At 52.9% G+C, this 17496-nt stretch carries 14 protein-coding genes and 1 pseudogene; 4 read left to right on the top strand and 11 right to left on the bottom strand.

Annotation, left to right across the window (positions count from 1 at the left end; all coding sequences use genetic code 11):
* Positions 1–41: 41 nt before the first annotated feature.
* From F8N36_RS13280 to F8N36_RS13270, 3 genes and pseudogenes are all read right to left on the bottom strand, one after another.
* A complete protein-coding gene (locus F8N36_RS13280) occupies positions 42–335 on the bottom strand; it encodes a hypothetical protein (RefSeq protein ID WP_291333296.1) in 294 nt (97 codons plus the stop codon).
* Positions 336–454: 119 nt separating this feature from the next.
* On the bottom strand, positions 455–1882 hold the full coding sequence (locus F8N36_RS13275) for a VWA domain-containing protein (RefSeq protein ID WP_291333295.1): 1428 nt from the start codon (positions 1880–1882) through the stop codon (positions 455–457).
* Between the two features lie 11 nt (positions 1883–1893).
* A pseudogene (locus F8N36_RS13270) lies at positions 1894–2406 on the bottom strand (AAA family ATPase); the annotation flags it as partial.
* Positions 2407–2474: 68 nt separating this feature from the next.
* Between F8N36_RS13270 and F8N36_RS13265 the strand changes: the two are divergent.
* Complete coding sequence (locus tag F8N36_RS13265) at positions 2475–2714, top strand: ribbon-helix-helix protein, CopG family (protein ID WP_291331840.1); 240 nt, start codon at positions 2475–2477, stop codon at positions 2712–2714.
* The gene (locus F8N36_RS13260) at positions 2704–2991 is read left to right on the top strand and encodes a type II toxin-antitoxin system RelE/ParE family toxin (RefSeq protein WP_291333294.1); all 288 of its coding nucleotides are present in this window, start codon (positions 2704–2706) and stop codon (positions 2989–2991) included. The genes F8N36_RS13265 and F8N36_RS13260 overlap by 11 nt, the downstream gene beginning before the upstream one ends.
* Here the strand turns inward: F8N36_RS13260 and F8N36_RS13255 are convergent, their stop codons facing one another.
* The 3 genes from F8N36_RS13255 to F8N36_RS13245 all read right to left on the bottom strand — a co-directional run bounded on the left by F8N36_RS13255 (position 2992) and on the right by F8N36_RS13245 (position 5304).
* Positions 2992–3354: a hypothetical protein gene (locus F8N36_RS13255; protein WP_291333293.1), complete on the bottom strand. Its 363-nt coding sequence runs from the start codon at positions 3352–3354 to the stop codon at positions 2992–2994. It abuts the gene before it with no gap.
* Positions 3355–3370: 16 nt separating this feature from the next.
* Positions 3371–4534: a hypothetical protein gene (locus F8N36_RS13250; RefSeq protein ID WP_291333292.1), complete on the bottom strand. Its 1164-nt coding sequence runs from the start codon at positions 4532–4534 to the stop codon at positions 3371–3373.
* 68 nt (positions 4535–4602) lie between these two features.
* Positions 4603–5304 (bottom strand): ERF family protein, encoded by a 702-nt coding sequence (locus tag F8N36_RS13245; protein ID WP_291333291.1) that lies wholly within the window; start codon positions 5302–5304, stop codon positions 4603–4605.
* 236 nt (positions 5305–5540) lie between these two features.
* On the opposite strand from F8N36_RS13245, the gene F8N36_RS13240 reads away from it, so the two are divergent.
* Positions 5541–6578, top strand: a complete 1038-nt coding sequence (locus F8N36_RS13240) for an ATP-binding protein (RefSeq protein ID WP_291333290.1) — start codon at positions 5541–5543, stop codon at positions 6576–6578.
* Between the two features lie 3 nt (positions 6579–6581).
* The gene (locus F8N36_RS13235) at positions 6582–9071 is read left to right on the top strand and encodes a S8 family peptidase (RefSeq protein WP_291333289.1); all 2490 of its coding nucleotides are present in this window, start codon (positions 6582–6584) and stop codon (positions 9069–9071) included.
* Positions 9072–9221: 150 nt separating this feature from the next.
* Here F8N36_RS13235 and F8N36_RS13230 read toward each other — a convergent pair whose 3' ends face one another.
* From F8N36_RS13230 to F8N36_RS13210, 5 genes are all read right to left on the bottom strand, one after another.
* Positions 9222–10181: an HrgA protein gene (locus F8N36_RS13230; protein WP_291333288.1), complete on the bottom strand. Its 960-nt coding sequence runs from the start codon at positions 10179–10181 to the stop codon at positions 9222–9224.
* Positions 10182–10249: 68 nt separating this feature from the next.
* Entirely contained in the window at positions 10250–13315 is a 3066-nt protein-coding gene (locus tag F8N36_RS13225; RefSeq protein ID WP_291333287.1) for a type I restriction endonuclease, read from the bottom strand.
* A gap of 27 nt (positions 13316–13342) precedes the next feature.
* On the bottom strand, positions 13343–14587 hold the full coding sequence (locus F8N36_RS13220; protein WP_291333286.1) for a restriction endonuclease subunit S: 1245 nt from the start codon (positions 14585–14587) through the stop codon (positions 13343–13345).
* Positions 14584–16827: a class I SAM-dependent DNA methyltransferase gene (locus tag F8N36_RS13215; protein ID WP_291333285.1), complete on the bottom strand. Its 2244-nt coding sequence runs from the start codon at positions 16825–16827 to the stop codon at positions 14584–14586. Before F8N36_RS13215 ends, F8N36_RS13220 begins: the two co-directional genes overlap by 4 nt.
* 155 nt (positions 16828–16982) lie before the next feature.
* Positions 16983–17312: a type II toxin-antitoxin system Phd/YefM family antitoxin gene (locus F8N36_RS13210; RefSeq protein WP_291333284.1), complete on the bottom strand. Its 330-nt coding sequence runs from the start codon at positions 17310–17312 to the stop codon at positions 16983–16985.
* Positions 17313–17496: the final 184 nt, after the last annotated feature.

The raw sequence follows: 17496 nt of genomic DNA, 5'->3' as shown, positions 1-17496 counted from the left end.
TGGGACCCGAATTTCTAGTCACAGCTTATCCATCGTTAAGGCTACTCTGCCTCAGGCAGAGCAAGTATGTTTTTGTTTTCAATTGTGCCATCCCTGCCGGGCTGTTTGCGAGCATCAAACTCTTCAGCCGCAAAAGCCGCAGCAAATACCCCTGCAATTCCCGCCACCATGCCACCGATAAATACCCAAGTCTTGCTCATATTCCTGCTCCTTTTGTGTTCACGAAATGACAGAAGGCGGGTATTTCCCACCTTCTGCATACCAGCACGATTGTTAGCTAGTCGTCCCAGTTGTCCTTGATAACCTGCAATACGGCGATGGCTACTGGTATCCAAGCCAGTGGGTTCATATGACCTCCATTGTTTTCAGCAGCGCGGGATGCGCCGCTTTTTGTTAAGCGTAAAGAAACGAAATGCCCCCGACCGATACCGATGGCTGAAATCAAGCGGTACCATCATACTGCACCGCTTTTGAGCAAGGCTACCTGCAACATGGCAAACATGGCAGGCACCAGATCAGGCAGATCGTTGACCACCTTGCTGGTATGCGGCAGCAGGCGTGTTATGTGTTCATCCCGAATGCCAAGGCCATAAATTTCAAAGCCGAGTTTTTGGGCCACCCCGATGGCATTGTTTGCGGCCAGCGGGTTGTCCGGCATGCCGTCAGTGATAACCAAGATCATCTTGCGTTGCTCTTTGAGGGGCAACATGGTTTGCAAAATCCACCACAAAGCCCCAGCCAAGGGTGTCCCGCCAGAAGTTCGAATATCAAACAGGTCTGGCACCGCCTGCCCGTGTCGCATGATGGGGAATACGGAATTGGTCGCCGTGGCAGCAGGGAAGGCCGTAACCGCCGGGTTCACGCCACGGATACGGCTCAGTGCCGTTGTCACGGCAAAGCAGGCTCGCTTGGCAAGGTTAATTGGTGCGCCAGCCATGCTGCCGCTTACGTCCAGCAGGATATGGACAGCCGTATTGAGGCCCAGTTGCACAGACTCTTTTTGGAAAACACGAGCATTGCCAACCTGCAGACGGTATAACGAATTGGCGTGCAGTGTGCCCCTGCGCCCAATACTGCATCGCCTTTGCGTTTGCGCCTGCAGAAAGCCCTGAAGGCGAGTGCGCAGGGCAATGCTGGCCTGAAGCGCTTGCATCTTCTGCCCTGCTGACAAGGGGGCTGCTTGTCGGGTGCCTGCCACAGCGATGGTCAGCGCGTCACCAGCGGATTCTGTGCTGCAACTGGTAAGCTCAATCGCCATAATTTCCCCAATGTGTTGGGGTAGGTCCTGGACCTCAGCATGAAACAGGGCCTTGAGTGGTAAGGCACTCAAAGCCCTCGACTGTTGAACCGGCGCAGAGTCACAAGCCGATTCAGGTTGTTGGTCGATTTGTGAGGTAGAATCGTTGGTTTCCCCTGTAGTTTGACGCACGGCGCTTTTATCGTTTGCGTTCGAGCAGTTGCTGGTTGCAGTTGGCTGAGGCGGTTTCCACTGCCGGATGCACAGGGCGATCTGTTTCGCGTATTCAATTGCTGCCTTTGTATCAGGGCAATAGATGTAGACCTTGACCAGGATGGCATCCATGGCCTCTTTTAATCCGGGGAAGTGATGCTCAATGATGCTCGCCGCGTTTTGGCGCGCCGGGGTCACCTCGTCCACATCCCAAGCCCTCACCGTCAACAGCACATAGTCCAAAACAGCAAGGACCGGGGAATCGTCCCTGGCCCTTGGTTGTGTTTGCTCTACAAAGAATCGTCGTATGAGCCAGTTCAGGTTTCTCCAGCAGCCGGGGAAAATGCCCGACAGCTTCTTTTCAACACGCCAATCTTCGAGGCAGTTGAACAAATTAAAGGTCACAGGATCAAGGTTTGCAGCTTTCAGCATACTAAAATCTGTATCAGTTCTCCGCCGTTTTCCGCTATGCACAGGGGGGAGCCGTCCAGCACGCTGTTCAAGCCTGCCGCAATTTCAGGGGATGTTAGGTCGATCTCATTCAGCAGCAAAAGTGCGCCGCAGCGTATGGCAAGCGCAAGCGGGCCATATTCAAAGGTCATGTTGCTGTTTTTGACTGTCAGGTGACCAACCAGGTCGGCAAATTCCAGCCGCCCGTGTCCGGTAACCTCAAAGACAGGGTAGTTAAGTCTGGCTGCCAGCTGCTTGATGCAGCTGGTTTTGCCGCAACCAGTGGGGCCGAAGACGTACAGTGGTTCCTGTGGGTTGAGAAACCAGACCACAACATCGCGGCTGGACTCATGGAAAATATAGTCGTGGTTAATTGCCGGGGTGTAGGCCGAAGGAACAGCGTAGCCCCTGACCGTGGTGCCGGAGGGCTTGCCGCTGAAAATATGACCGGCATCGAGGTCGATGGGGGTAAGAGAATCAAGCTCATCAGTAAGGGGAGTTTGCATTATTACTCCTGTGTGTTCTATTGACACGTTTGTCTTGAATGTACACAATAATGACAAAGGAGATTCCCATGTCTACGGTAACAGCGCGATTGGATGCGGATACGCAGGCGCAGCTTGAAAAGCTTGCCGCTGCTACCTCACGGTCTCGTTCCTGGCTGGTGGCAGAGGCGGTAAGGCAATACGTGGCCGAACAGTCCTGGCAGGTCGAAGCCATTCAGGAAGGTGTTCGGCAGGCAGATGAGGGGAAGTTTGCTTCTGACCAAGAGGTGACGGGAGCCTTTGCTCGTTGGGGCGTCCATGCAAAATAGGCCTGTGCGGTGGCTCGCTCTAGCGCTTGAGGATTTGCACGAAATTGCGGGGTATTGGGCTGAAAAGGACTCAAATGCAGGGGAACAAATAGCCCAATGCGTATGGAATGCTGGGCAAAGCCTTGCTTCTCTTTCTTCACGGGGAAGGGCTGGAAGAGTCGCTGGGACTCGTGAGCTTGTGCTGGCAGATTTTCCGTATTTTATTGCATACCGCGTTGTGAAATCGGAAGTACATATCCTTCGTGTTCTACATACCGCCCGACGTTATCCGCAATAATCACAAAAACGCAATCTTTCTTGCGACATACATCCCAAACGGCTTGCCACAGAAGCTACCGCGAGTTTCAATGTCGTCATAATCTTCGCCAAGACGGATGAACAGGAAGTCTTGGTCGGGCAAGCTGTCCGTTAGCTTTGCTACAAAGGCCACTTCATCAAATTCTGCGTACCACTTTTCTCCCTCCCAAAGAAAGACAGCGGAGCCTGAGCCTTCATCTATTTTGATGGGTTCGCCACCTATGAGCATTTTGATTGCTGCAAACTTGTCGGGATTGTTCCTTTCTGCCTCAGCAAGAGCTGTTTTTAACTGATCCATGCCGTTTTTTGTCAGGCACAGGGCCACGTCAGAATAATACCCCATGATAATCTCCCGAAGTTCAGTTTATGGGCGAAATACTCAATTTCTCAAACGGTGACCCTGTGCGCTCACAGCGAGCTAGCAAGGTATCCACGTCAATGTCACCCCGATGCTCAGAGTGAAAAATCTCGATCAACTCCTCCCGCAGAGCATCCTTGTCCAAAGTGGTGCGCCCCGCTGCCACCGACATGCGGAAGCGGTAGTTTCCCGTGTCTACCCAATCCCGTGTGCCAGCCTGGCGGTGAACCAGCTTGAGTACCGTTTCCATTTCTTTAATTTCAGCATCCAAAGCAGTACGCTGCGCCTTAATGGCCGCCAGCTTTTCAAGAGCTGGCTCCCATTGTGGCATTTGCACGCCCTGCGGAAATTTAGGGCAGTCGCCGTTGTGTTCGCAGTACGAGCACAATGGGTAAAAGCCTTGAGCGCAATCCACATGTGCCAGAGTTATGTGCCCGGCGCGGAATGCTGCAAGCTCACCCCAAAGCTGCGCCGCATGGTCAAGGGCCGTATCGAGCATGGCCTGATTGAAACCGTAGGGGCCGAACGCTTTAACCTCCTTCATGGAAAGGCAGAGCAACCATGCCTCCATACTTGTCTCGGCAGCCGTTGCGTGCAGCTGAAGGCCAAGTTGGGCATGGCAAAGTTGTGGAAATGTCATTTTGTCATGCATAAGCGTGCCGTCCTCAGCTCGGAGGCTGAAGACGGGTTTGTTCCAAGCTTTTGTCAGAAGATCGATTTGGCAATGCAATTGCAGAAGATGAGAATCATGCGGCGAAGCTGGCAGCTTGTCTGTGCTTTTCACTTTCAGAATGCGTATGGCATTGACCGGTGCGCCCCAGACCAGCACAAAATCGAGATGAGCCTTGATGGGCACGCCATGATGATGCCAATTGATCTCAAGCTGGGGCAAAACATGCAGGCCGAGCGATACCAGAGCTTGTCCAACCCCAGATTCAAACCAGTGCCCGCGCTGCAGAGTAAGCAGACGCTCCAGGCTGTTAGTGGTGGGGAGCACCTTTCTTGCCAGTGCTGCCCGTGGGCATTCCCAGTGCTGGCCAATGTCGCTCATACCGATGTAGCTGGAACTGTCGCCCAGATGGGCAAGAGTATCTTTGTGGGCAACGGCTTGTAGGCCCTGTCTGATTAGAGCCCGCAATCCTTCCGTGCGGTTCATCTGTTCCATGGGTTAGCCTCCACAAAAGCAAGAGGGCCGCCATCAGGCAGCCCTCTTACTTGGTATTTTGATTTACATTATGCGGCATCAACATACTTCCACCACAATTTTCTCTGCGGGTTCCAGCGGAAGCCCGAACCGGTAAGCAATTCCTTTTTCGCCTGCGTGTTGCCAGTGGCAATGATGCAAGGCCGTCCGTCCTGAGCGGTAACCTGCTGATAGGTGATGCCTTCTAGCGGTGGGAGATTTTCAAGGCTTGCTAGCGGTCGATTTGAGGGGGCTGAAATGTTGTTTGTGGTGGATGGGTCGCGTTGGCGTGCTTTTTGTGATTCAGGGGGAATTACGGGCAATTTAGGCCGTACAGGCGATTTTTTACCATTTTTGGCCCCTTCGCCATCGTCATCTTCAGTTACCATGCCCAACATGGCGGTTAGAGCATAGCGCCGGGCGTATGTCATTGCCGACCCCATCCCTTGCGGGTCGGCCTTCGGCAGAGGAACCACGGCAAGAGAGCTTTGCCACTGACCAGACTCTGCATGCGTCAACTTGGTAACCAGCCCTAAGGAGTTGGGCTGCTCCACAGGCACAGGATACTGGCACAGCCAGATGCCGTTTTCGATAAGTGCATCACGGCAGGCATCCATGACACTGTTGAGGCTGGCGTACCAGCTTTTGGTGAACGGATTTTCAGCGTCTTTTGTAACGGGTTGCACGGTTCGCTGTACGTTGAGCAGGGCCTTAGCCAAATCGGTAATGTTTTCTGATTGGTATTCGTGCATGTTTGCCCCCTAAAAATGGTAAAGCCCTGTCCAGCTTAGTGCTGGACAGGGCTTTCAAGTTGATTTGAAGCATTACTCTGATGTTCTTGAAAGAGTAATATATTCTTAAGGTTAGATGAATAACAATTTTAGCTATCTGGGAATGCTTTCGTAGGTGTATCTTCTTCGTTTCATTTTTGGGCTTAGATATCAGAAATACTAATTCTTCACTGACATACCGAGCGGGGGAGGGCTCATTGCTGACCCCGGTGGCGTTTACTTTTCTAGACTTTTGTGTTGTCCTTATTAAGGGAAAAACAATGGCCACAGCAACACAAGTTACAACGCTCATACGCGCCTTCAAGGAAAATGACCGTGATAGGTTTATTTCCACGGCTATCCAGCTTGCAGCACATGAAACGAAGCTGGGGCATGGCACTGTTGCGCTTGAAATTCGTCAGCTTGTGGACGCTATCAAAGGGCAGCCCCTTCACGCCAAGGTTTTATCCTTCAAAGACAATGCCGATGCCGAGATAAGCGATCTTGTTATCGTTTCTCACCCCGAGGAGCGTTTGCCCGAGGCCATCCTTCCATCGAGAGTACTTTCTCAGATAGAGCGGTTGCTACTGGAGTACAAACAACGGGCGAAACTTCACGCACATGGCATGTTACCTCGCCGTAAAAGTTTGCTTGCTGGGCCTCCTGGTACGGGTAAAACCATGACCGCTCGAATTTTGGCTGGCGAACTCCATCTGCCTCTTTATACAGTGCTTATGGATAAATTGGTGACGAAGTTCATGGGTGAAACCAGTGCCAAATTGCGGCAAATATTTTCCCATATGACTCAACACCGGGGTGTTTATCTTTTTGACGAATTTGACGCTATCGGGGGAGAACGTACGCGCGCCAATGACGTAGGTGAAATGCGTAGGGTGCTGAACACATTTTTGCAGCTTTTAGAGCAAGATACGTCTGAAAGTATTATCGTTGCCGCCACCAATGAGGCGACCATCCTTGATGCGGCCCTTTTTAGGCGCTTTGACGATGTGCTGTACTATGCAAGCCCTGACCGCGCAACCATAGAACAGCTTTTGCCGAATAAGCTGGGACTTTTCTGGCGAGCCCCAGAGTGTATGGACAGTGTCGTCAACGCAGCAGAGGGATTGAGCCACGCTGAAATTTCCGAAGCCTGTGCCGATGCAATGAAAAATAATATCCTGCAGGATAAGACAGAAGTGCAGCAGGACGACCTCGTTGCTGCCCTTCTTGCACGTAAAGCCAAATATGCAAGGTAGCCCATGCAAGAGTATCCTCTTCTGTTTATCCCCACCGAACCTGAGTTAAGGCGCTATAAAGGCAATGGAGGGGGTGATCCCCAATACCCGTTCCGTACCCCCAGCGATCATGCCGCCCGCATCCAAACTCTTTTTGACGCCGCATGGGCCGCTAATGAGCAGGCCGTAGAGCAATATGTTTTACCATTGCCAGTCAAGAAGGGAATATATCTTCAGGTGAAGGGAGCGGCAGGCAAAGATCTTGCGACGAAGAGTCTTGATAGTAGCCGCGGCGATTACACGTTGCTTAACGTGAAGCAGCTTGTGGAAAATGATGCCAAGACTACGGTTGCCACCATATTCATTCCTAACGAGAAAAAAGAAAACTTCACGAAAAAAATTCAGTCTTATGCAACGGAACTGACGATAAAAGGGAACCCAAAGAACGGCGAGCTTATCGGTGGCATTGAGGGAATTCGTCTCGCCCTTTTGGATGACTTTTGGACAGAAGATTCAGCCGAAATGCCACGGGAAGTGCCGCAGTGGTGTGAATTATGGTTGAAGGATGACGAAACCGTTGAGGCTGTGAGGCGCTTTGAGCATCAGGCTGAATACCTTCAAATTGAATATAGTAAAGCGTCTCGCCTTTCATTCCCCGAGCGGACTATCATTTTGGCTAAACTCAACAGAGAAGCCTTCCATAAGCTATTGCAAATTTCCAGTGATATAGCCGAATGTCGTCTTGCACGTGAGCCCGCTGAATTTTTTCTCGACCTTACCCCCAGGGAACAGGCTGATTGGGCCTCTGCGCTTTTGGGAAATTCCTTTTTTGGCGCAGAACCCGTCTCTGTCTGTATTTTGGATACTGGTGTTAATAATGGGCACCCCTTACTTGTACCCGTCTTGGGTGATGAGGACATGCATGCCGTGTGCCCTGATTGGGGCGCTCATGATCATGCCGGTCATGGAACTGGCATGGCGGGTATTGCAACCTACGGAAATCTTGCAGAGGCATTAGCCAGTGCTGATTCGATAACTATTTCGCATTGTTTGGAATCGTGTAAAATTTGTCCCCCTCGAAATGACTTGCCAAAAGAGCTCTACGGTTTTGTCACGGTGAAAGCCGTGCAGCAGGCTCGAGACGCCGCCCCTGAACGCAAGCGGCAGGTGTGCATGGCTGTCAGTGCACCCTCACCTTTTGCTAACAAGGGTGAACCAACATCGTGGTCTGCAGCCATTGATCGTCTTGCGGCCGGTGTGGGCGATGACACAAAATACCTCGTTTTGTTGAGTGCGGGGAACGTCCGCAATCGCGAAGATTGGGCTAACTATCCTGACTCCAACTTAGCTATGAGTGTTGAAGATCCCGCACAATCGTGGAATGCCCTTACCGTAGGTGCATTTACAAATTTTACGCAACTTGGGAATCAAGCAGACGATCCTGTAGCTGTGGCTCCACAAGGTGGATTGTCTCCGCTCAGCCGCACATCCTGCAAGTGGGCTCCGCAGCGGCCTCCTAAGCCTGATGTGGTTTTTGAGGGAGGCAATATAGCGCGCTCTGCTGACGGATTCTGCTGCACGCATGATGCGCTCAGTGTTTTGACGACCTCATCCCAGATGCCGCATCGCCTATTCGCCAACTTTGACGCCACTAGTGCCGCAACGGCCGAAGCCGCGTGGTTTGCTGCCCAGTTGCAGTTGGCCTATCCTGAAGCGTGGCCAGAAACCATCCGTGCGCTTATGGTGCACTCTGCGGAATGGACACCTGCCATGCGTGAACAGTTCGCACCTGGTGCCAGTAAAACCGAGATTGCAAAGCTAAAGCGTATATGTGGGCACGGTGTCCCTTCTTTGCAACGAGCCGCGCGTTGTTTGAATAACAGTCTGGTATTAGTGGCAGAACGTGAATTTATGCCCTTTAGGTATTTTGATGAAAATGTAGGCAAACTCGCTGAGGGCATGCAACTTCAGATGTTCGATTTGCCATGGCCAAAAGAAGCCTTGCAGGATCTGGCGGAAACTCCAGTCACCCTGCGGATTACCTTGTCCTATTTTATTGAACCCAGCCCAGGACAGCGGGGGTGGGATAGTAAGTATCGCTATGCCTCGCACGGGTTGCGCTTTGAGGTATGCGGCCCGCATGAGTCGCTCCAAGATTTTGAAAAGCGCATAAATAGGGCTGCAAGAGAGGAAGAAGAGGACGTGCCCGCTCCACCCCGCGATGCCGCTCTTAGTGAGCGATGGGGCATTGGTCGCAACGGACGAAATTCTGGTTCTGTCCACTCTGACTATTGGGAAGGTACTGGAGCTGAAATCGCGGCCTGCAACCGTGTAGCGGTCTTTCCCGTTGGGGGCTGGTGGAAGACACGTACCCATCTCAAGAAGGCAGATAGCCTTGCTCGCTATAGTCTTATCATTTCCCTACACACAGAAGCGCAAGACGTGGATATCTACACCCCCGTGAAGGTGGCCATTGACAACCAAGTTCAAATTCCTGTTGTCATCCCTGTATAGCGTCAACCTGAACCCCATTTACGCTTGGAGGTGCTAGTGTGCCAACCACGCTCCTTGCATGTGCGTATGCTTTGATTCCAGCAGCACGAAAGGCCGGAGCAATCCCGGCCTTCACAGAAAATTTTTGTAATGCTGGAAATAGACTTGCCATCACGCTTCGTGACGCCAACCCCAGTCTCGGTCTCTCAGGCGACCAGTTTGAAAATAGTCACTCACTTGGCCTACAAACTCTTTGAAGTCGGCATTTTCCACAAGCAAACGATTGATGGACTGCCAATCTGCCTCGGGACGGCTGATGGCTGGCAAAAAAATTTCACTTTCCGAAGGGTTGTCGGGCACCAGTATAATCACACCGATGCCGTGTAAAGCCGACAGCATGCGGAGTTCCTGCTCCACACCGCCGTCAGATGCAATGGCGGTGGTTACCAGATATCCCTCATTGGCCCAACTGGAGTTGCTGACAGCCTGAAAAAAGCATTCACGCACATTGGACGCGGTCAGTTCTTTCTTTACTTCAAAAGACCACAAACGAACGCTATTGCTGCCACTTTTTTGGACACAGTTGCGTACAAGGCCATCCCATCCTCTGTCCAGAGGCTGCATGGCTACAATATCCGGGTGCAACCATTTGTTGCCGCCAGCGCCGCGCGTATTGCGCGAGCGAGATTCATTGATGCGTAAGCAGTATAATTGTAGTTCTGATTTAAGGTAATCCATAAGCACAGGATACAGATCGTGCTCACTAAGACTACGTATGTCTTGGGAAAAAGATGCAACTTCTCGCTCTTGTTCGTCTTCTTCCGTTTCATGTGTGTCGATGACCGTCCTGCCACAACCGGAAGCATCGCCATCCACTTCCCAGAAATATCGGCGCGGCTTTGGCCTGTCCTGCCAGACCACGCCAGCGCGTTGCAACGCATTCTTGTGAGCACCAATTTCCGCTGCCACCTGCGCAGTAAAACTGCGCTCGTCGGCAAACCTTGGATTATTCCGCTTGGAAGTGTAGTCATCCGCAAACTGCTGGGTAATGGCGGCGGCAATTCCCTTGGCTGTAAATTGCTCACCGGGGTGGGCCTTGAGAAAGGCCAGCACACGTTCCAACTGTGTCATGTCATCACTCCATTCTACCAGCTATTGAATTCCACCGAAGTTTTGGATGCTGCAACAATGAAACTGTATTACGCAACCGCTCCAGTATCTCCGCGCAGGCGTTCATACACGTCTTTGACAAGTTGCTCTTCAACAGTTTTGCGGAAGCTCTTGTCGCTCATAACGCGGTCAAAGATGCCTTCGTTGCCCTCCATGCGGGCGATGAACAAACGCTCCAGAATGTCGGCGAACACAAGGCCAAAGGCTTCCAGCGAGTTAACCTTTGATGCCCGCCTGAGGGTTTCATCTTCAGCGGCGGCCTCGGCCACCTGATCAAAAAAGAGCTGATCCGCCGGGGTAAAGGCGGTGCCAAAGCGTTCATTGAGCGCGTCCACCAGAGTGGAAAGCGGCACTTCTGTTTCATCTCCCTTGCTGCTGCCCGTTTCCGTGGGGCCTTTCAGGGGGGCAGCCTCGCCCTCGTCCAGACGTATTTTGCCTTCTTCCAGCTTTTCCAAACGATAAAAGCGCAGGGCTACTTCATCATCCAGCGCAAAAGCCGCGCCGCCATCCTCTGAAGGAAGTTTGGTCAACAGAAATCGGCTGTAAGCATAGACCTTTTCCAACTCGGAGTCGCCATAGGGGATAATTTGCGACAAGAAGGCGTAGAGATTGCGAAAGGCTCCCAATTTACCCCGAAACAGATCCTGCTCTTTTTCCGCAAGAGCTGTAAAGCGTTCCACTGCCAGATCAATGAGAGCATTGAGCTTTTGGTGGTTCGCCGTGCCGTCTCCGCGCTTACTGAACCAGATGGCGCAGAAGGCCTGCACTTCTTCACTGTTTACGACCCCGCTTTCCAGCAATTCACGGTGCAGCGTATAGAGCCGCTGCGGGTCAGGGGCATCGCCCATGTCGGCGCGTTCGTAGTAGGGCTTGAAAGCCTTGTAAATGTCGGCACTCTGGTCGCGGAAGTCGAGCACAAAGGTATCACTTTTGCCCGATGCCCGGCGGTTCAGGCGTGAGAGCGTCTGTACGGCCTGCACGCCGCCCAGCTTTTTATCCACATACATGGTGTGCAACAAAGGCTGGTCAAAGCCGGTCTGGTATTTGTCGGCCACCAGCAGCACGTTGAATTCGTCCGTTTCAAAGCGTTCCGGCAGTTCCTTTTCTTTGATATTTTTGTTCATGCCGGGTTCGGTGTATGATTTGCCGCTGTCCGGGTCATGTACTTCGCCGGAAAAGGCCACCAGCGTGCGCACATCCGTATAGCCTTTTTCAAGCAAATAGGCATCCAAGGCCAGCTTGTAACGCACTGCATGCAGACGCGATTCTGTGACCACCATGGCCTTGGCCCTGCCGCCGATCTTGTGCATGGTGGAAGAGCGGAAGTGCTCCACCATGATTTCCACATGCTGGCGGATATTGTGAGGATGCAACCCCACAAAGCGGGCCAGCGCGCGGGCGGCTTTGCGCTTGGGCACTTCCGGATCATTCTCCACGGCCTTGACTAGAGAAAAATATGTTTTGTACGGCACATAGTGGGCCAGCACGTCATGAATGAAATTTTCTTCAATGGCCTGGCGCATGGAATAGAGATGGAAGGGCGGCTGGCCGCTTGGCCCCGGCTCGTTGAACACAGCCAGAGTTTTGTATTTGGGGGTTGCCGTAAAGGCGAAGTAGCTCAAATTGGGCTGTCGCGTGCGGGCTGAAAGTTCCCGGTAAAGATTGGCGCGGGCGTCTTCACTCAGGTTTTCGTCATCTTGCGTATCCAGCACCTGTTCCGCCACCACCGCTTCAATACCGTCTCTGTTAAGCACCCGCCGCAGCTCTGTGGCGGTTTCGCCACTTTGGGAGGAGTGCGCTTCGTCGATGATGACGGCAAATCGCTTGCCTTTGGTCGCCAGCGAAATATCATGCCCTTCCTTGGTCAGGCGCTCCAGAGAAGCGGCGATGAAGGGAAATTTCTGGATTGTGCTGATGATGATGGGCACGCCGGAGGCAAGGGCTTCTACAAGCTGGCGGGTATTCTGGTCAATTTTTTCCACCACGCCGCGCTTGTGCTCAAACTGGTAGATGGTGTCCTGCAACTGCCTGTCGATGACCACTCGGTCTGTCACTACGACAATGGAGTGGAATACTTTTTCATTGGCGGCATTGTGCAGGCTTGCCAGATGGTGGGCCAGCCAGCCGATGGTATTGGATTTGCCGGAACCCGCCGAGTGCTGCACCAGATAGTTGTGCCCCGAACCATGCTCACGGGCATGGCCCGTGAGCTGGCGCACTGCGGCAAGCTGATGATAGCGCGGAAAAATGAGGCTTTCAGTGGTGATGGTCTTGATGGCCTTGCCAGACACAATTTTTTTGCGTTTCACTTCAAGGTGAATGAAGCGCGCCAGCAGGTCGAGCAGACTTTCACGGCTCAGGGTTTCGTTCCACAAATAGGCGGTGCGGTACTGCCCGGCAGGTGAGGGCGGGTTGCCCTTACCGAAGCCATTCCCCTGATTGAAGGGTAGCCAGTAGGTGTCTTTTTTGTTCAGGCGGGTGCACAGCCACGCCACGTCCGTATCAACAGCAAAATGCGCCAAGGTTCGTTCTGGCCGTTCATTGAAGCGGAACAGCGGTGCGCCGGGGTCGCGGTCGTTTTCGTATTGTATCTTGGCATTATCTGCTGTTTGCCCCGTCATCTGGTTTTTAAGTTCCAGCGTCACCACGGGTATGCCGTTGATCGCCAGCACCGTATCAACGGTGTCTCGTGTACCGGGCTTGCAGGGAATCTGGCGGGCCACGGCGCAGATATTGGCGTTGTACAGGGCTATGGTTTCGGGGTTGAGACCGGAGGCCGGGGCAAAGGCGGCCATGCGCACCTTTTTGCCATAGCAGGTAAAGCCGTGCCGCAGCACATGCAGACTGCCGGAATCCGCCAGATTGTCCTTCAGCGCCTTGAGCAGATGGGCGGCAATGTTGTCTTCTGTACCCAAGGCTTTTTGCAGGGCGTTCCAGACCTTGGGCTGAGAATTCTGCACCCAGGTCAGCACGTCCGCCGTAAATAGGGCCGTGTCCGCGTCATAGTCCCGCGCCGAACGTTTTACATAGCCCAGAGCAAGAAGTGTGAGCTCAATGGCTTCCTCAAAACGGCGCTCCGTGTGCATGGCGGGCATGGCAGCTCCTCGGCTGGCTTGAAAACGTTATTGAAGGGGCGCAACATCGCGCACGTCAATCTTTCCGGTCACCGCATGAGTAATAAGGGATGCCCTATACTCACGCAAGAGTTCAATGGATTTTTCCAGGTTTTCCCGCTGGCTGTCCATGGCGGCGCACTGGGCGTCAAGGTAATCGGCGATGGCCTGCTGTTCGGGGAGGGGGGGGAGAGCTATAAGATGGTTACGCACCATTTCAGAATTAAGTCCCGGCTGTGCTGCTCGTGTAGATAGACGATTGAGATTAAGATGCTCGAGAAAAAATGCCATGAAGTGCACATTAAAAACCATGAATGGAACGACGCGGAATGCATGCTCTGTCGCCCAAATCCTATCTGGGGAGATTTTAATATTTCCGCAGAGAGCTCCATAACGCCCAATAATAATTACACCCTTATTCGTATTCCATTTATCAAAATATCCCCTAAACCCATTCCCGCCAAATACTTGAAAACCCTCATCAAAAAGGTCTGTTGATGTCGTCATGTCGCCACTTTTTACACAAAATAAGCGTCGCAAAGAAAAAATCTCCCACCCTTCCGGCACCATGCCCAGCCACTCCACGCCGGAATTCTTCATGGGCACAGTGGGATCAAGACCACGTGTGACGGCCTGTGTAATGACGGCGCGACGCTTTTCGTCCAGCAGGTCGAGCATGCGTTGTTTTTTCTCGATGAGCGAATCTATCTGGGCGCATTGCTGATCAAGAAATGCGGCGATGGCGCGTTGTTCGGGGAGAGGGGGGATTGGCAGTAGTAGATTACCAATGAACTCCCAGTTTGCGCGAGGCATTTTGGCACCGTAAGTAGATGCAGTTATGCAATCAATAGTGTCTCGTGAAAGCAAAAAGCGGTGCAGGTATTTGGGGAAAATACCATGCTGGGCACGTAAAACTAAAAGTTCAGAAGTGCAAATTCCGTTGACTTTGGCCAAGTGAACTTTTGCCAGATACGGACGCAATTTACAAAAAAGCACATCATCAGATTGGTAGCAGCTTGGTTGTCCGTCACTTTGAGAGCTTTCATCAACCATGAGCTTGCCAGTCCATGGCTCAATGTGCTCTAACGCTACAAAAGGGGTGAGGGGTGCTTCTTCAAGGCATTTTTGATTGATATCATCAACTCCAAACTTCAACCTCTTTACCGCCCACCCCTCCGGGACCTCTCCCAGCCATTCCGCGCCGGAATCCTTATACGTTGGGTAGGGCTTCCAGCGTTTTCCTGCGCCACTCATGCGTGGCTCCCGGCAAGGCCCGTCATGGTGCTTTGTTGTGCGGCGATTTCAGCTTCCAGCGCCGCCATCTCCGCTTCAATGGCTTCCAGCGGGCGCGGCGGCTCATATACATAAAAATGCCGGGTCAGGGGAATTTCGTAGCCCACCTTGGTCTTGTCGTAATCAATCCAGGCATCAGGCCAGTGCGGCTTCACTTCGCGTTCAAAATAGCTGTCGCAATGGGCTTGCACCAGCGCAACAAGCTTGCTGTTGTCCACCTTGTCGCCCTTGCCGCCGTATCCCAGGGGCAGAGGGAGAGGTAAAGTTTCCGGCAGGGGGACGTTTTCCGTGTCGCGCAGGTCGCTATCCGGCTCCGGATTGCCCTTGGCGTCGCGCACAATTGCGGCGTTGGGGTCGCGCTCGCTCAGGGCGGATAGCAGGGCCTTTTTCATGGGGGCTTCTAGCTTTACGCCTGCTTTTTTGCATGCTTTCTTCAAGTCTGCCTCAAACTCAGCCCTGTCCATGTACAGCTTGCCCGCGTCAAAGATGCTGAGCAGGTTGCGCAAGCTTTGCTGCATTGCCTGCCCGGCCTGCACGTCTTTTTCTATGGCTTCTTTGTTTTTGCGTTTTTTGCTCTCCACCAGCGAGGCAAAAGGCCCACTATCGGTAAAGCGTGCCATACGCTCGGGGCTCACCTGCACATTGACGCGTAAGGGGCGCTCCACCGTCAGCTTGATGTAGCCAAAGGCCTGATTGGGCAACACCTTGGAGCACACACGCTCTTTGGGCTCGCCCGTGCCGTTGACCATGCTCGTACCGTTGTGGGCAAATTCGCCGTACAGGCGGGCAATCTCCGCAATATGCTCTTCTGAAAGCTCATTGCGCTTATTGCCCAGGCTTTTTTTCATTTTGCGGAAATGCCGCGTGGCGTCGATGAGCTGCACCTTGCCCTTGCGTTCTGCAGGTTTGCGATTGCTCACCAGCCAAATGTAGGTATAGATGCCGGTATTGTAGAAAAGCTGATCCGGCAGTGCTACCACGGCATCCAGCCAGTCGTTTTCGATGATCCAGCGCCGTATGTTGCTTTCTCCGCCGCCCGCATCACCGGTGAACAGGGGCGAGCCATTGAACACAATGGCGATCTTGGAGCCGTCACCCGGCTGACCGCCTTCGGCCTCCGAAGGGTGGCGTTTGGAAAGCATGTGTAAAAGAAAGAGCAGTGAGCCGTCATTGATGCGCGGCAGGCCTGGGCCGAAGCGTCCCTTAAAGCCGAAGGTCTCATGCTCCTTCTGCACCACTGGCAACTGGTCCTTCCAGTCCACACCAAAGGGGGGATTGGCCAGCATGTAGTCAAACTGTTCGCCCTCGTGCTGGTCCTTGCTCTTGCCGTCGCCCAGCGTGTCGCCCAGAGCGATATTTTCCACGTTCTCGCCCTTGATGAGCATGTCGGAACAACAGATGGCCCACGATTCGTCGTTATAATCCTGCCCACAGAGCACAAGGTGTGCCTGTGGGTTATGGCTGCGGATATAATCTTCCGAAACGGACAGCATGCCGCCGGTGCCGCAGGCGGGGTCATAGATGGTCTTGGCTATGTCTGGGGTGTAGATGTCGTCGTCGCCCGTATAGACAAGGTGCGCCATGAGGGTGATGACTTCACGCGGGGTAAAGTGGTCCCCGGCTTCCTCATTGGCCTGTTCGTTGAATCGGCGGATGAGGTGTTCAAAAATATAGCCCATCTGCAAGTTGCTCACCCTGTCAGGGTGCAGGTCTATCCTCTCGTCGGCGAATTCTTTGATGATGCTGAACAGGCGGTTTTTGTCGTCCAGCACGGCTATTTCCGCATCAAACTTGAATTTGTCGAAGATGATGCGCACGTTGGGCGAAAAAGCGTTGATGTATGCGTTCAGATTGGCGGCCAGCCCATTGGGATCATGCAGCAGGGTGGAAAACGTGTACGGGCTTACATTATAAAAGCTCACCCCGTGCTTCTGGTTCACAAAGTGGCTCAATGTCTTGGCGATGGTATCGTCAGACATTTTTTGCTTTTCATTGCCCTCATTGGCTTTCTGTATTGCCTTGAGGCGCTGGTATTCGGCGCATACCTCCGCCTTGCTATCCTCCAGCATCATGTCCAGACGGCGCAGAACAATCAGTGGCAGCATAACCTTGCGGTACTGCGGCGGGCGATAGGGGCCGCGCAGACGCTCGGCAATGCTCCATATGAATTCGACAAGTTTGCTGTGCTGTTCTGTAAGCATGGACGTTCCTCTAGCAATACGGAAAATTGGGACGGCGGCACTAAGCTGCCCTCAGCAGTGACAATGGACAATGTGAGGGTTTGGTATAGCAGCAACAATTGTGCTTGCCAATCGGTGGGGGGTGTCCTTGTTCATTAGAAAATAGCCAGCAAGGCCTAACCCTCCTCTGAGAGAGGAGAGCCTTCAAGAGCGACACATTGGGGAAAGGGGGCATCGTTCGCCCTTTGCACGCAGCCCTGCGAAAATTTCTCGAGGGGGCGTCCCTTGCCCGCCTCAAAGCTTTTGCCTGAAAGGCTGAGGGCCTTGAGCAAGGCAAAAGTTTTTTGCATGCGTTCATATTCATGAATGCCCATGAGTACGGCCTTGGCCTCGCCATTCTGGGTGATCACAACGGGTGGCGCAGCTTCTTCGCTGAAAGTGCGAATGATTTCTTCAAGGTGCGCCTTGACCGCACTAATTGGGCGTACTGCTGTGCTGAGTTGCATATTCACGATCCTTTAGCCGAATAAGTGCTGAATTTGGTTCTATCGGTCAAGCTGGCTTCGCGGCATCTTGCTCTGGATTGTGCTTGCCAATCGGTGAAGGCTTGTCCTTATTCATCAGAAAATAGCCTGCCATAATGAAGAGGGCCGGGGGAATACCCCGCCCGGTCCGCGGGGCATCACCTTT

Source organism: Desulfovibrio sp. (assembly GCF_009712225.1).
In the GTDB taxonomy this organism is placed as follows: Bacteria; Desulfobacterota; Desulfovibrionia; order Desulfovibrionales; family Desulfovibrionaceae; genus Desulfovibrio.
This window is presented reverse-complemented; position numbering and strand designations above follow the sequence as displayed.